This window comes from Frankia sp. CcWB3 (assembly GCF_977927595.1).
The window spans coordinates 1-15,023 of record NZ_CDWRCK010000087.1; the positions used below are offsets into that span (position 1 = coordinate 1).

Sequence of the window (15,023 nt, forward strand, 5' to 3'; positions counted from 1 at the left end):
GGACGGAGTGGAGGGGCCGGGCGGCCCCGGCGGGCCACCCGGACCGGTCAGTCCCCCGAAGTGAGGGGGAACCGTGGGGACCGGCGGGCCCGGTGGCAGAACCGGACCTTGCGGTCTGGAACCCGACAGTGGTCCCGAGCCCAGGGCCGACGGCGGTGAGACCGGATTCGTATAGGGCGGAGGCGACAAGGCATGCCCCGGCCCCACCCCTGGTCCCGGTCCTGGGTGTAGTGGATGCAGGATGGTCCGGTCAGGCTCGTCCGGGTCTGGATCGGGGCCGCTCCCTGGCCGCGGCGAGGCCGGCGGTGGCTCGGACACCCGCGACGCTTCGTCGTCGCCTTGGCCGGGGCTGGGCACGGTTCCTCCCGAGATGGGTGACAGGTGCAACCCCAGCGTAGGCCCCTCACCGCTCGGATATGGGCGATGTCAGGCTACTGCGTCACAAATACTGCTCTATCACCACCCGCCCGGCCGAAGGCAAGCAGGCAAGATCGAAGCCACAGCAAGCAGCACCCCGCCGTGCGGACGTGGCCGCGTCCCGGCGGCGTCCACCGCGACGTCAGGTCTTGGGCACCGGATCGAAATTACTCCACCATTCGTACAGGGCCGCCCCGTCGGGGCCGGTCGCCATGAAGGAGACCAACGTGGAATTGTAGGACCAGAAGATGAAGTGATCACCATTACGCACGTTGCAGACGGCCGTGCCCTGGGTCGCACCTTCGTGGAAGTTCCAGGTGAAGACCTCGTCGCCGCCCTGCTCGCATTTGCCGCCGGTGGTGGTGACCAGGGACTTGCGCACCTCGACGTCGCTGTTCAGATCACTGGTGGTCGCGTAGGAGTAGGCAGCCATCACCTTCCCATCATCCGAGTTGCAGAATAACGACGCCTTGATGTGGCCGCCCTCGGCTTCGCCGTTGGGCTCGCAGTCCGTCATCACGGACGAGTCGAGCTTGGCCAGCAGGGCGTGCTGCGCCGGGGTGAACTGCGCCGAGGGACTCGGACTTGCGCTTGGACTTGGACTTGGACTTGGCGAGGGCGATGACGATGGGTTTGTCGAGGTCGGTGAGGCGCTGGGGCTGTCGGGCGCGGTCACCGTGCCCGGGTTGTCGGAACCTCCGGAGAGGAGCACAACCGGAATAATGATCAGGAGGAGTGCCGCCGCCACCGCCGCAGCGATGATGGTGTTACGCCGACGTTGAGAGCCGCCGGGCCGGGGGGCGCCCCCGGCGGCGGATAACCTCCGTAACCGCCCGCCGCAGGGTAGCCCTGCTGCTGATACCCTTGGTGGTAACCCGGATCTTGGTGGTAACCCGGCTGATAGTTCTGCTGATATGCCTGTTGCGGATAACTCTCCGTGGGATAGCTGTTGGCGGGATAATCCTGCTGCTGGTAACCCTGGCCGTAGCCCTCGCCGGGTGGGTAGACCCCCGTCGGGGGGTACTGATCGGTGCCGCGGTACGGATTCTGTGCGTACTGGTTCTGGGGATACTGGTTCGGAGGGTTCTGGGAGTACTGTTCCGTGGGCGGGTAGCCGCCGGGTGCGCTGTTGCCGAGCAGGCGGGTCTCGTCTTCGTCGCCGAACGGTGCCGAGCCCGCGGAGTACGACGAGGCGGAATAAGAACCACCAGCGTTGCCGTCAACCCGTTGGGTCTGGGCGTCCGGGTCCTGGGGGCCTGGGCCCGGTGACTGCATGACGTCCTCCTGCGCTGCGCGAAGAGCGGCCCCGGCCCGCGCTCGTGATCTTGCGGATCCCGCCGTGGTGCTGGGCGGTTCTCGCAACCGTCCATCTGTGTTAGAACGGGACGGACCGCCCCGTTCGGCCCAGGTCGGGCTCGATGCTCGATGTTAGGAGCTTTGCGTTCGGAGGGGGATCCCGGGTCGTCTTGTAGACAAGGTGTCGGATCAGGCCGCGTAACGGATCATGATGTCGTCGACGATCATCTCCAGGAACGTCTGATCGACCGGATCTCCGGTCAGCAGCACCCGTTGGAGGATGACGGCGGTTCCGAGTTCTATGAGTACCGTGCGGTCGACGTCCGGGCGGACCTCGCCACGGGCGATCCCGCGTTCGATGATGGCCTCCGAGCTTGCCTGGCGTTGCATCCAGAGGCCGCGGCGCAGGGCATCGCGCAGACCGGGATTGCGCGGCATCTCCGAGATCAGTTCCGCGAGGATCCGTCCCCGATCGCCGCGGATCGTGTCATGGAACGAGGTCAGGAACTCAAGGATGTCCAAGCGGAGGGAGCCGTTGTCGGGTACCGGCATCCGCTGCTCGGTGAAGGCGTTGACCGCGTCCATCACCAGGGCGAGCTTTGACGGCCAGCGCCGGTAGATGGTGGCCTTTCCGGCTCGCGCCCGGGTGGCCACCCGGTCCATCGTCACACCGTCGTATCCGACCTCGGCCAGAAGGTCGAGGGTGGCGGTGCGGATCGCCTGGTCCCGGCTCTCGTCGCGAGGTCGGCCGCCGGGGTGCGACGACGCGAGCGAGGACGGGGTCACGACACACCCTCCAGGTTGCTGCGGACTGGACGGCGCTCCACGCGGCGTTCCCGGTAGCCGATGTGTCTCGCTGGATGGAGGGCTGTGGGCGCGCGGCGCCAGCATGGCCCGCCGAGCGTAGCCCACCGGCGAAGGTTCGGGAACCGTTCGGTATCGGAACTAGGTTGTTCCCGACTTGTCTGCCGGGGACGGCGGGAGGGCGGAACGTCCTGTTCCGCTGTCGTGCCGTGTCGGCGGGCGTGTTGGGCGTCCGGGGGTGGCGGCGATGCGCGGCGCACCTGAAACGGCCGGTCCGGTGCCGGACGAGGCGGCGGAATGTGCGTCGGGCCGGGGGCCGCTGGTGCGGTCAGATCCGGCCCGCATGCTCCGGGATGCGCCGACGACCGTCCTGACGGGCTCCGCCGTTCGCGGTGGCCTTGGGATGGTCCGGGTGGAGGAAGACCCACTTCTTGTAGGCCCAGAACCGGAATACGGTGCCCAGCCCGGTGCCGATGATGTTACCGAACAGGTTGAACGCAAGTACGCCCTTGAGATCGAGTACATAGCGTGCGAACCCGAGGCAGCCGAGCGCGATCAGCAACCCGACCGTATTCAGGATCACGAAGAGTGTGTACTCGCGACGTAGACCGGTTCGGGCGCGATGGTTGAACGACCATTGCCGGTTCCCGATGTAGGAAAAGGTGGCAGCGACCACCGTGGAGACGGTCTTCGCGCTGAGTGGACCCATTCCGAGAAGCGTGTGGCACAGGTTGGAGACAAGAAAGTCGATGGCGTAACACGCGCCGCCGACCAGCCCGAACTTGCCCATCTCGTGGATGAGTACCTGCATCGGTGAGCGGGTCTGTCGGTGTCTCACCACGGGCGACCCCGATCGATATTTACCACTCGGAGAGAGTACCGGCTGCTCCCGCCCGCCCACCGTGCCACCCCCGTCGACGGTGGCGTGGTGGGCATCCGTGGCGAGGCCGGCTCACCGGCCATGGTGCCGGACGTAGCGGTGAACCCGTCGGCGCGTGGTGGAGTCACCGAGTAGCTGTTCCCATCTTTACGCTAGGTGATGCCACCAATCCGGTGCGGCGGGCAACGTGAGTGGCACAACTTCGGCAAAAGCTTGGGAACGTTGGCGAAGCTGGGCCCATGGACGGCATTCTGGCAGTGGGAGGGTGGGGACCATTGATCGGAAGGACGCATCATCATGATCCGCTCGAGTCGCCGGCCGAGCCGTTGATGTCAACGTCAAGGACCGATGACCACGTGGACACCGATGACCACACTGCTGTTGGCTCCGTTGCCGACGCCCAGGCGGACACCGTGCGCCCCGCGGACACCGTGCGTCCTGTGAGCCCGGTGGAGCCGGTGGGCCCAGTGGGTAGCGATGCCACGGCGACCGAACTCCTGCTGAGCTACGCCGTAGGTCACCCCGTCCGGCGGCGGGAGGCCGGGCTTCCTGCCCTGCCCGGCGCGCGGCCGCGCCTGGGCGTCGCGGTGGTTGCCTGTATGGACGCGCGGATCCAGGTGGAGGCTCTGCTCGGTCTCGTCGAAGGTGACGCCCACATCCTGCGCAACGCCGGTGGTGTCATCACCCCGGATGTGGTCCGCTCGCTCGCCGTGAGCCAGCACGTGCTGGGAACGACGGAGATCATTCTTTTACACCACACCGGATGTGGTCTCGAAAGGATTACCGACGACGGGTTCCGGGACCAGGTGGAGCACGAGACGGGCGTTCGTCCCGAATGGGACGTGTATTCCTTTCTCGATGTCAAGGAGGACGTGCGCAAGTCCGTCAGGGTGCTGCGTTCGTCGCCGTTCCTGCAGTCCACCACCTCGGTGCGTGGATTCGTCTACCAGGTGGAGACCGGGGCACTGGTCGAGGTTCTGCCGTAGGGCGGTCCACGGCGGCATGGGATGGGTCGCGTCGTCGGATTGTCGTCGGGTCAAGCTTGCCTAGTCCGGTAGGTCCGGTAGGCGGGTCACGCGAGTGGCCGTCCGAGCGCGTGGTAGATCCAGCCGGCATCCCGCCAGACCGCGGGATCCAGGACGTGCCGTCCGTCGATGACGATGGGTCTGCTGACGTGCGGTCGCAGGGCGGCCGGGTCGATCTCGCGGAACTCGCTCCATTCCGTCAGGACCAGGACGATCTCCGCTCCTGCCACGGCCCGTATCACCGAGTCGGTGTAGTGCAGGTACGGGTAGCGAACGCGGGCGTTCGGGATCGCCGCGGGGTCGTACACGGACACGTGGCCGCCGGCGCGGTGCAGCGCGGTGGCCACGTCGAGGGCGGGCGAGTCGCGGATGTCATCGGAGTTCGGTTTGAAGGCGGCACCGAGGACCGCCACCATCCGGCCCGTCGGCGAGCCCCCCAGCGCCTTGGTGGCTAGCGCCACCGTCCGCGTCCGGGCCCGCGTGTTGACGGCGTCGACCTCGGTGAGGAAGGCCAGCGCGGAGCCGACTCCCAGCTCGTCCGCGCGGGCCTGGAAGGCACGGAGGTCCTTGGGTAGGCAGCCGCCACCGAAGCCGATGCCGGCCTGGAGGAACCGGGGCCCGATCCTGGGGTCGTGAGCCAGGGCGGCGGCGAGCTCGGTCACGTTCCCCCCGGTCATGTCGCAGATTTCGGCCATCGCGTTGATGAAGGAGATTTTCGTCGCGAGGAAGGCGTTCGCGGCGACCTTCACGATCTCGGCCGTGGCGAAGTCGGTGACGATGACGGGTGTGCCTTCTTTGATCGTTCTGGCGTAGACCGCCCGCAGCCGTGCCTCGGCGATGCCACCCGGGACGACCCCGAAGACCAGGCGGTCCGGCCGCAGGGTGTCGTCGATGGCGGACCCCTCCCGGAGGAACTCGGGATTCCACGCAAGTTCCGCGCCCGGGGCGCCGGCGGCAAGTCGTCCGGCCAGCCGGGCCGCGGTGCCCGTGGGAACCGTCGACTTGCCCACCACCAGCGTCCCGGGCCGCAGCCCGGCCGCGATCAGACCATTCGTCACCGCTTCGACGTGGCGCAGGTCCGTCGCGCCGGAATCGGGCCGTTGCGGTGTTCCCACGCAGATGAAATGCACCTCGGCCCGGTCAGCCGCCTCGGCGAGCGAGCTCGAGAAGGCCAGTCGTCCCGCCTCCAGGTTCTTGCGGAGTAGCCCTTCCAGGCCGGGCTCGAAGAAGGGCACCTCACCCACGGCGAGCCGCTGCGTCCTGGTCGCGTCGATATCGACACCGATGACCTCGAACCCCAGTTCCGCCATGCATACGGCGTGTGTCGCGCCCAGGTATCCGGTGCCGATGACGCTGATGTGAAGAACCGGTGACGTGCTCACGTTCGAGCGACCTCCGCTACACGTGGTAAAGACCGGCCGCCGCGCTGCCGGCCCTCCCGCCGGGGCAATCTCGTAAGCCCCGGTGAGCCGGACGCACCGGGGACCGCGTTGCCCCATTCTCGTTGGCCGTCGCGCCGTTCGGTGGTCACGCCGTCTGTGAGCCGTCCGGATGTCGGGTATGGTCATTCCCCATCCGCGGCCCGCTACGGGGGTCGTGCGGGTTTCACCCGAGGCGGGGGAGCGGCAGCGACCGGACCCCCGCGGGCAGTGGGCCGGGCGCGTGCCGCAGGACCGACCGACCGACGGCGGTGATCTTCTCCGTCTCGATGCGCCGCGGGAGCGCGGCGCTGTCGAGATGCCGGCACAGCACGATCGACGAGCCTGCGACCAGGGGAGCGAGCAGCGAGCCGACCAGGCCCTCGGTCGTGGCGAGCGACGCGGTGAACAGCACCCGGTCCGCGGGTCCCAGGTCCCACGCCCCCGCGATCGCGGTACCCGCGCGCAGCAGCGCGGCCTGCCCGGGTGGCGGTGCCGGGGCGGCGAACCGATCGCCGTGCGGGGGCACCTCCGCGGCGTAGTCGAGAACCCCGGCGACGGGCCTGCGCATCCGAGCACCCAGCGGGCGCAGTGACAGGGCCACGATCTCGTCCACCATCAGGCCGGACGCCTCGTCGAGCCGGTCCTCGGCCACGAACAGCGCGTCGAGGGGGGTCGCGACCGGCAGCTCCCCGCCGTCCTTCTCGGTGTCCCCGCCGTCCTGCCCGCCGTCTGCGTCTCGGACGAGGACCACCTCCATCCCGGCTGACCAGGTGGCGAGCAGAATGACCGAACTGAGCCAGTGCGTCGGCAGGTGGACGCCGACCCGGTCACCGATGCCGAGGCCGAGCGTGTCGACCAGCATGTTCGCGGTCTTCGCCACCCAGTTGTCGAAGGTGGTCGCCGAGAATTCCACGCGTTCGCCGGTCGCGTCGTCGTAGAAGGTGACCAGCGGGCGGGCGGGATCGGTGGCCAGCCGGTGCGCGAGGACGGACGCGATGCCGTGAACTCCCGCCGCGGGTGCGGCGTCGGCGTCGGCGTCCGCGGCCGGGCCAAGCAGCGTCCGTACGGCGACCAGCCGCGGCACGGAGGCGTTCATGGCGTGCACAAGGTGTCGGAGGGAACGGGACCGACCGGAGCGGTCGCGGTGCCCGTGGTGCCGCCGGTGCCTGTGGCGCCTGTGACGCCTGTGGTGCCGGCCCCGCCGGTCGCCGGGGCCGGCGTCGCGGTGATGGCGACCGTGGTCGTCCGGGTGTCACCACCGGCGGCCGTCGAGGTCGTCGGGATCCTCGTGTCGACGGTCGCCGCCGCGCCCGGCAGGCCACCGCCCGGCAGGCCACCGCTGGGCAGGCCACCGCCCGGCAGGCCACCGCTGGGCAGGCCACCGCTGGGCAGGCCACCGTTGGGCAGGCCGACGTTGGACAGGCCGACGTTGGACAGGCCGGTGAAGGTGGATCCGAGGACGAGGACGAGGACGAGGCCGGCCCCGGAGCGGCCGGCGCCCGCGACGATCCGGCTGCCGGGGATCGTCGCCGCCAGGGTGCGTGCCGCGGCCTCCTGGCCCGGGGGATGGCGTACCTCGGTCAGAGTCTGGCGGGTCGATGTCGCGGCGGTCATCGGCCCAGTGAAGCCGAGTGCCCGCAGTCCGTCGACCGTGCGGGTGGCGAGTCCGGCACGTCCCGAGGCGTTGCGGACGGCGGCGATCGAGACCTGGGCGGGGTCGAGAGTTCGCTGTGCGGGAGGCTTGGTGCCCGCGGGCAGCAGCGGAGCGAGGACTTGGTCGAGGCCGGCCTGATCGACGATGAGTACGGCCCCGTGCGGGGGAATCGAACCCATGTCGTCGACCGCACCATCGGAGCGCAGCGCGATGTGCGTAGGGACTGTCACGAAGTGAATTCTTCCCGGACCCAGCTCGCTGGCCCGCTTCGCGAGCTTGAGTATCGCGGTCTGGTCGAGGCCCTGGTCGATCCGCAGCGCGCCGCCGACCGCCCCGATCAACGAAGTGATCTTGGCCGGGTTGGTGAGCACTCCGGTGCTGGTCGCTGTCGCCAGCAGCTTGGAGAGGAACTGCTGCTGGCGCAGGATGCGAAGGCGTTCGTCCCCGAGCGCGTAGCGGGTCCGGACGAAGGCCAGCGCCTGATCACCGTTGAGACGGTTCTCGCCGAGCCGTCCGCTCCATCCCGACATCGAGTCGTGCAGGTTGCGGGTGCTGCCGTTCGGTAGGGGCGTCACACACACGGTTACGCCTCCCACCGCGTCGGTCATCGCCTTGAAACCGGCGAGATTGATCGAGATGGTATGGTCGATCTTCAGGCCGGTCAGGGATTCCAGCGTGCTGACGAGACCGGGGACGTCCGCCAACTCGAGCACCTCGGTGAGCTTCGACCGGCCGTCGCGGGCGGTGGCCTTCTCCCGCGGCACCTCCGGGACGAGCATGTCCCGGGGGAAGGACAGCAACGTGGCCGAGCCGTCCTTGCCGAAGTGGGCGATGATGGTGGTGTCGGACCGGACGCCGTCTACCACACCGTACTGACCCTCGGTACCCTCCCGGCTGTCGTCGCCGAGTAGCAGGATGTTCTCCTCGCCGTCCACGCTCGCTGGGCGGGCACCCTCGATGTCCCAGTCGACGCGCGTGACGGCCTTGTCGAACTGCCGGTAGGCGGCCCACCCGATGGTGCTCAGACCGAGAACCAGCACGGACAGCAGAGCGACGGCTCCAACGGACAGCCGTCGCAGCGGGGAGTGGTGGCGACGGGGCCCACGCGGGTCCAACGCGGGCGGCAGGGCCGGCGGGCGCATGGTATCGGGGCTCACCTGAGTCGAAAGCCCTCCTCGCTCAGGCGGCCGGAGCGGGAGAACCCCCGCCGGAACGCATGCCGCGGCCGTCGTGGTCGTGATGTGGCAGCCGTGTCCGTCTAACTGGACGTTCCGGACGGCCAAGACGTTGCCATGGCAAGCGCGGATGTTCACGGCGGGGTTGATCTCATCTCCGACCGTAGTGTGGACGGCGCGGAATGTGATCGGACGGTCGGGTGAACGATCAGCCAGCCAGCAGTTAGTACGTGCACCCCGAGGTGAGATCCGCGGCCGTCGACGGTGAGGCGGGAGGCGGGTCCGCCGCGGCGGACCCGCCGGTCGCCCCGGCGGCTGTGCCGGTACCACCGGTCGATCCGGCGCCCCCGGCCGCTGGACTCGGGTTCACCCCGTCGTAGGACGTGCCCAGGACGAGGGTGATGTGGCCGGCGGGGACGGAGGCGTCCGCGCGCAACCGGCTGCCGGGCACGTCGGCCTGCACGGCATGGGCGGCGGCCTGTTCGCCCGGGCGATAGCGCACCTGTGTCGTCTCCACCACGCCGGCCTGCCACGTCTGCGGCGGGCCGACCCGGAAACCGGCCTGCCGCAGCTCCCCGGCGGCCGTGGCGGCGAGGCCCCCCACCCCGGCGCCGTTGTAGACGTCGATCAGCACCTGTGCCGGGTCGACCGTCGGGGTCGGGGTAACGGAGGATTCCCGCGTGTCACGGGCCCGCCCGCGCAGCGGAGCGAAGAACTTCTCCAGCGTCTCGGGGTCGTAGAGCTGTACGGAGCCGAACCTCGGCAGCTCCCCCACGGCGTTGCCGCCCTCGGCCGGCGTCGGGGCGTGCACGGGGATCGTCTCGAACCGGATCTGATCGGCGGACATCCCGCGCAGCCGTGTCGCGAGCGCGCGCATGTCGTTCATGCTGGTGCCGTCATCGATGGTGAGCGCCCTGGTCGCGGCCTGAAGCAGGTTCTCCAGCCTGACCGGGTTGGCGAGCACCCCGGTCGTGGTTGCCTGGGTGAAGATGGCGCCGATGAACTGCTGCTGGCGGCGGATGCGATCAAAATCGTTGTCGGGTAGGCCGTGGCGTTGGCGGACGAAGGCGAGTGCCCGCTCTCCGTTGAGATGATTTTTGCCTACCGTGCCCCGCCACTGCGACCACGGATCGTACAGATTGGACTTTCCGCCGTTTGGTAGCGGTTTGACGCAGACGGTGACGCCGCCAATGGCATCGGTCATCTCCTTGAAACCGGCCAGATCGACCGAGACATAGTGGTCGATCTTGATGTCGGTGAGATTCTCGATCGTTCTGATCAGGAGACTGGGCCCGCCGAGGGTGATCGCCGAGTTCAGCTTGCCGAGGCCGTGCCCCGGAATGCGCACGAGGATGTCCCTCGGAAAGGAGACCATCGTCGTGGTCCCGTCCACGTCGAGGTGGGCCAGCATCGTCGTGTCCGACCGTTCGCCGGTCACCGCCCCCTGGCTCTCGTACTCGCCGCCGGTGCCCGCCCTGCTGTCCGATCCGACCAGCAGGAAGTTCCGGGTGCCCTCCGCGGCCTCCGCCGGCCGGTCCCCGCCGAGCCCGAGGCGGATCCGGTTGATCTGGGCGTCAAAATACTCGTAGGCGGTCCAGCCGCCCACCGCGGCAAGGAGTACCACGGCGGCGAGTATTGCTGCGACTACCGTGAGCAGGCGGGATGCCAGAGACCGCTCCCGGCGAGTGTCGTGTTCGCCGTCGCGGTTCTGGTGGTCGTCGCGGTTCTGGTGGTCGTCCCGGGTCGGATACGGGCCTCGATACGCACGGGCAGTAGGATTCAGACGATTTCGTCGCCGCGGGGGCGGGCCCTGGGACCCCGCGGACAGACGCGGCGGCGCGTCGGTCACCGTGTCCCCCTCCCAGGCGGCCCGAGATGTCTCCTGGGTCTGGAACGATCAGATGCGCGGTAAGGTTTCCCGCCGGCTGGCCGCCCCGAACCCTGCGACTACCCAACGTACCCGTATCGGGCGGGGTGTACCTGTCGCCGGCCCGGTGCGCATGGAAATACCTGTTGCACAGGTGGGTGTTCGCGGTGACATGCGGGCAAAGGTGGATCGATCTGCCATGTGATAGGAATCACATTGGCGGTTACTTTCTGTCAGCTCAAAGCGGCACGATAGGGTTTCGGATCATGAAGGCCCTCGTCCTTGCCGGTGGTTCGGGAACCCGTCTGCGGCCAATCACCCACACCTCGGCCAAACAGCTTGTCCCAGTGGCGAACAAGCCGGTGCTTTTCTACGGCTTGGAGGCCATCCGTGACGCCGGTATCACCGATGTCGGGATCATCGTGGGGGAGACGGCCGACGAGATCCAGGCGGCGGTAGGTGACGGCTCGGCATTCGGGATCCAGGTCACCTACATCCGCCAGGACGCGCCGCTCGGACTGGCGCATGCCGTGCTCATCGCCCGCGACTTCCTCGTCGATGAACCGTTTGTCATGTACCTCGGCGACAACCTGATTATCGGTGGGATCTCCAGCCTGGTCAAGGAGTTCCGACGGACCACGCCGGACGCCCTGATCCTGCTGACCAGGGTCGACAACCCCTCCGCCTTCGGTGTCGCCGAGCTCGGTGCGGACCGGAAGATCATTCGACTGGTCGAGAAGCCGCTCGTTCCGCCGAGTGACCTGGCGCTCGTCGGCGTCTACATGTTCGGCACCCCCATCCACGACGCCGTGGGGGCGATCAAACCGTCGGCCCGCGGCGAGCTGGAGATCACCGAGGCGATCCAGTGGCTCGTCGACGGCGGATACGAGGTCGCCTCGCACCTGGTCGAGGGTTACTGGAAGGACACCGGCCGACTCGACGACATGCTCGAGACAAACCGCCACCTCCTCGAGTCGATCGAGCCGGCGATCCGTGGCAGCGTTGACGAGCACAGCACGATCGTCGGCCGTGTGGTGATCGAGGAGGGCGCCTCGCTGGTCCGGTCCACCGTGCGCGGGCCGGCCATCATCGGCCGGGACACCACCCTCGTCGATACCTATGTCGGCCCGTTCACCTCGATCTTTCACTCCTGCACCATCGAACGGACCGAGATCGAGTACTCGATCGTGCTGGAGCGGGCGACGATCCGTGGGATCGGGCGGATCGAGGACTCGTTGATCGGCCGGGATGCCGAGGTCGTCCCCTCCGCGGCCCTGCCCAGGGCGCATCGGCTCATGCTGGGCGACCACTCCCGCGTCTCGGTGGCTACGACGGGGACCTGAGGCCCGCTCGGAGCGGACCTCCCTTGCACATCCGCGACGGACTTCGTGGGGCGGGCGTCGGCCGGTGACCGCCTACGCCCGGACCCGATCCCGGACCCGATCCCGGACCCGATCCCGAACCCGATCCCGAACCCGTGACCGCGCCCCCGGCTCCGCCCGCGCGCCCCCGGCTCCGCCCGCCCGCACCGCGACGGCGAGGCAGAGAACGACGAGCACCGCCGACAGCACGAAGACCGTGATCGTGACGCCGACCGGAAACGGCGCCCAGCGGCCGGCCCCCGCGACGACCTCGGGAACGCGAGCCGGGGTGAAGGACACCTGGCGCGGCAACCAGTAGTATGAACAGATCGCCAGCAGCCCCAGACCCTGCATCAGCAGCGCGCTGACCAGCGTGACGGCGGGTGCCAGTCGCTCCCGGCCGCGCAGCGCCGCGCGCAGGCCCAGAGCGAACACCACCCCCAGACCGACCAGCCCCAGGTAGAGATACCGGCCCTGGACGGCAATGCCGCGGGTGTACTGCTGGTACTCCGCCCAGCTGCGCTGCCCGACCATCAGGTAGGCGAAAGCGACCGGGAGCAGCAGTACCGCCGGCCCGGCATCGCTTGCCAGCCGGTCCGGCCGCGCGGCGCGGCGTGGTCCGGCGACCAGCGCGGCCGCGCACAGTCCGACGACCGCCCCGGTCGCCACGACGATGGCGACCGGGGAGAGCTGGGGCGGCTCGAACAGGCCGAGCCCGCCCCAGAAGCGGCTGATCATAGTCCGGAAGAAGTACCAGAACCAGGTGAGAAAGGAGTCCGGAAGCAGCAGTGGTTCCCGCCGCGGCGGGTTCGTCGCCCACCCGTTCGGCTGGACGGCGTCGTACAGGACGTAGTTCCTGATCCACCACCAGCCTCCCAGGGCGAGCCCGAGGCCGACCGCCAGCGTGGCCGGCGTCCATGGCAGGGAGCCAATCGCGCGACGCGACGCGAAAAGTCGGCCGGCCGGATACGCAGACCGCTCCGGTGCATGCCGGCCCGCACGCCGCAGGTGCCACCAGCCGACCAGATAGGCGGCGATGATCACGGCCGGCAGGGCCAGCGCGAACGCCTTGGACAGCAGGGCGATTCCCAACCAGATTCCGGCCCAGGCGGCTGCGCGGCGACGCATGTCGCCGCGCAGCACACCCACGAGGGTGACGGTCAGCCCGCCGGTGGCGAGCATCAGGATGCCGTCATTGTTGAAGGTGGCACCGACCCTGGTGAACCCGGGTACGGCGAGTGGCAGGGCCGCCGCGGCGAGAGCCGATGGTTGATCCAGTCCGAAGCGGCGTGCCGCCAGCCATGCCAGCAGGGGCAGCGGCGCGACCACCAGGATGTTCAACAGACGCAGGACGAAGACCTGCTGGTCATAGGCCCAGTGCTTGGAGCCCGGCAGGGCGTCGAGCAGCCTGGCGCCGACCACGTAGATCAATGGTGGATGCTGCACCATCTGGTTGGAGAGGCGGCCGTCGCCGACGGGGGTAACCCCACCGAGGGCGTCGAACGCCTGGCGCTGGCCGCGTGGCGTCGGATCGATCTCGGCGAAGGACGGGGAGCCCCGCTGTTTCCCACCGGCCTGGAACATGTCCTGGAAGCGGCCGCGGTCGAAGTCGTCAGAGGTCGCGGCTACACCCGTCGAGATGATCTTCTTGCCTGGTGCGGGCCAGCCGACTCCGTGCTGCAGGCCGTAGACCATGTCCACGTGCTGAGCCTCGTCGTATCCCGTCCAGGTCGGATACACGAACGCGTAGCTGAGCAGCAGGCCGAGGTGAACCGCCGTGATGAGGAGCAGTAACACCGGCACGCGCCGCGGACCGGGCATCGACACCGCCTCGGCGGCCTCGCCTCGCGCCTCGGTCGCCGGTTGGGTCCCCGCCGGCCGGGTCCCCGCCGCGGAATCAGGCGCGGGACCGGCGGTGTAGCTACGGTCGATGATCGGCGGTTCTGGGGCGTCCATGGTTGACGCCAGCGTAGACGACCGATGTGAGAGGTTCGGACGAGCTCGGCGTGGGGTAACCGTCGCCTGTCTGTTGCCCTCTTCTCGACACGGGCTGATCCTGGGTGGATCCTGAACCGGGCGGGTCAGGGTGTCTGCGACACTCGGAAGGTGCGTTTTCTCGTGACCGGTGCTGCCGGTCAGCTCGGGGCCGACCTTTGCCGGCTGCTCGAGGCTCGAGCCGCGGAACCGGACTCCGGGGTGTACGGCTGGGCCGGTCTGACCCGGGCGGAGTTCGACATCACCGATTCGGCCCGGGTGCGCGCCGTCCTGCGCGACCAGGCGCGTCCCGCGAAGACCCAGGGTAGGCTGGTCGTCTTCAACACGGCGGCTTGGACAAACGTCGACGCGGCGGAGTCGGACGAGGCTGGCGCCTACGCGGTCAACGCCACGGGGCCGGCGCACCTCGCCGCAGCCTGCGCCGAGGTCGGCGCGACCCTGATCCACATCTCGACTGACTACGTCTTCGACGGGCGGGCCGCCAAGCCCTACGAGGTCGACGATCCTACCGGTCCCGTCTCGGCATACGGCCGGACGAAACTGGCCGGGGAGGAGGCTGTCCGAGGCCTGCTGCCCGATGCCTCGTACGTGGTGCGCACCGCATGGATCTATGGCCGGACCGGCAGCAACTTCGTGAAGACGATCTCGCGACTGGCCCGTGAGCGGGACACGCTGTCCGTTGTGGACGATCAGGTGGGCTCGCCGACCTGGTCGGCCGATCTCGCGTCGGGGCTGATCGAGCTCGCTTCCTCGGCGGCACCGACCGGCGTCTACCACTGCACGAACGCCGGCGAGACCACGTGGTTCGGCTTCGCCCGCGAGATCGTCGCCGCGCTGGGCCAGGACCCGGCCAAGGTGACGCCGACGACGACGGAGGCATTTCCCCGTCCGGCCCGGCGCCCGGCCTACGCGGTGCTCTCCGGGCGGTCGTGGGTGGACGCGGGACTCACTCCTCCGCGGGCCTGGGACGCCGCGCTGTCCGCGGCCTTCGTCGCGGCGGGCGACGCGCTGCGCGGCTGATCGTTCTGCCGGGTACCGATCTTTCTGCCGATCGTTGCGCGACCGGCCACCGTCGGCCCACCGCGCCCCCGGCCGCGGGCGGGGGCGGGGGCGTGTCTGACTCTCGCC

At 69.1% G+C, this 15,023-nt stretch carries 12 protein-coding genes; 3 read left to right on the top strand and 9 right to left on the bottom strand.

Annotation, left to right across the window (positions count from 1 at the left end; translation table 11 throughout):
* Positions 1-559: 559 nt before the first annotated feature.
* From ACY5KJ_RS09060 to ACY5KJ_RS09075, 4 genes are all read right to left on the bottom strand, one after another.
* The gene (locus ACY5KJ_RS09060) at positions 560-1,165 is read right to left on the bottom strand and encodes a hypothetical protein (protein WP_462187321.1); all 606 of its coding nucleotides are present in this window, start codon (positions 1,163-1,165) and stop codon (positions 560-562) included.
* Entirely contained in the window at positions 1,144-1,692 is a 549-nt protein-coding gene (locus ACY5KJ_RS09065; protein WP_462187322.1) for a hypothetical protein, read from the bottom strand. The genes ACY5KJ_RS09060 and ACY5KJ_RS09065 overlap by 22 nt, the downstream gene beginning before the upstream one ends.
* Positions 1,693-1,902: 210 nt before the next feature.
* Positions 1,903-2,499, bottom strand: coding sequence for a TetR/AcrR family transcriptional regulator (locus ACY5KJ_RS09070; protein WP_462203171.1), 597 nt, complete (start codon positions 2,497-2,499; stop codon positions 1,903-1,905).
* 346 nt (positions 2,500-2,845) lie between these two features.
* Positions 2,846-3,328, bottom strand: a complete 483-nt coding sequence (locus tag ACY5KJ_RS09075) for a GtrA family protein (protein ID WP_462187324.1) — start codon at positions 3,326-3,328, stop codon at positions 2,846-2,848.
* 425 nt (positions 3,329-3,753) lie between these two features.
* Between ACY5KJ_RS09075 and ACY5KJ_RS09080 the strand changes: the two genes are divergently transcribed.
* A complete protein-coding gene (locus ACY5KJ_RS09080; RefSeq protein WP_462187325.1) occupies positions 3,754-4,383 on the top strand; it encodes a beta-class carbonic anhydrase in 630 nt (209 codons plus the stop codon).
* A gap of 86 nt (positions 4,384-4,469) precedes the next feature.
* Here ACY5KJ_RS09080 and ACY5KJ_RS09085 read toward each other — a convergent pair whose 3' ends face one another.
* From ACY5KJ_RS09085 to ACY5KJ_RS09100, 4 genes are all read right to left on the bottom strand, one after another.
* Positions 4,470-5,804: a UDP-glucose dehydrogenase family protein gene (locus tag ACY5KJ_RS09085; protein WP_462203172.1), complete on the bottom strand. Its 1,335-nt coding sequence runs from the start codon at positions 5,802-5,804 to the stop codon at positions 4,470-4,472.
* 223 nt (positions 5,805-6,027) lie between these two features.
* Positions 6,028-6,939 (bottom strand): TIGR03089 family protein, encoded by a 912-nt coding sequence (locus ACY5KJ_RS09090; protein WP_462187327.1) that lies wholly within the window; start codon positions 6,937-6,939, stop codon positions 6,028-6,030.
* Positions 6,936-8,654, bottom strand: a complete 1,719-nt coding sequence (locus tag ACY5KJ_RS09095; RefSeq protein WP_462203173.1) for an LCP family protein — start codon at positions 8,652-8,654, stop codon at positions 6,936-6,938. The genes ACY5KJ_RS09090 and ACY5KJ_RS09095 overlap by 4 nt, the downstream gene beginning before the upstream one ends.
* 241 nt (positions 8,655-8,895) lie before the next feature.
* On the bottom strand, positions 8,896-10,296 hold the full coding sequence (locus tag ACY5KJ_RS09100; protein WP_462187329.1) for an LCP family protein: 1,401 nt from the start codon (positions 10,294-10,296) through the stop codon (positions 8,896-8,898).
* Between the two features lie 509 nt (positions 10,297-10,805).
* Here ACY5KJ_RS09100 and ACY5KJ_RS09105 point away from each other — a divergent pair.
* A complete protein-coding gene (locus ACY5KJ_RS09105; RefSeq protein ID WP_462186857.1) occupies positions 10,806-11,882 on the top strand; it encodes a glucose-1-phosphate thymidylyltransferase in 1,077 nt (358 codons plus the stop codon).
* A gap of 72 nt (positions 11,883-11,954) precedes the next feature.
* On the opposite strand, the gene ACY5KJ_RS09110 is transcribed toward ACY5KJ_RS09105, so the two are convergent.
* Entirely contained in the window at positions 11,955-13,856 is a 1,902-nt protein-coding gene (locus ACY5KJ_RS09110) for a glycosyltransferase family 39 protein (protein WP_462203174.1), read from the bottom strand.
* 162 nt (positions 13,857-14,018) lie between these two features.
* On the opposite strand from ACY5KJ_RS09110, the gene rfbD reads away from it, so the two are divergent.
* Positions 14,019-14,915, top strand: coding sequence for a dTDP-4-dehydrorhamnose reductase (rfbD, locus tag ACY5KJ_RS09115; protein WP_462203175.1), 897 nt, complete (start codon positions 14,019-14,021; stop codon positions 14,913-14,915).
* The last annotated feature ends 108 nt before the right edge of the window (positions 14,916-15,023 follow it).

Coding starts and splice junctions, on each gene's coding strand:
- ACY5KJ_RS09090 (WP_462187327.1), bottom strand. CDS start 6,939: ATGAACGCCTCCGTGCCGCGGCTGGTCGCCGTACGGACGCTGCTTGGC.
- ACY5KJ_RS09065 (WP_462187322.1), bottom strand. CDS start 1,692: ATGCAGTCACCGGGCCCAGGCCCCCAGGACCCGGACGCCCAGACCCAA.
- ACY5KJ_RS09075 (WP_462187324.1), bottom strand. CDS start 3,328: ATGCAGGTACTCATCCACGAGATGGGCAAGTTCGGGCTGGTCGGCGGC.
- ACY5KJ_RS09110 (WP_462203174.1), bottom strand. CDS start 13,856: ATGGACGCCCCAGAACCGCCGATCATCGACCGTAGCTACACCGCCGGT.
- ACY5KJ_RS09105 (WP_462186857.1), top strand. CDS start 10,806: ATGAAGGCCCTCGTCCTTGCCGGTGGTTCGGGAACCCGTCTGCGGCCA.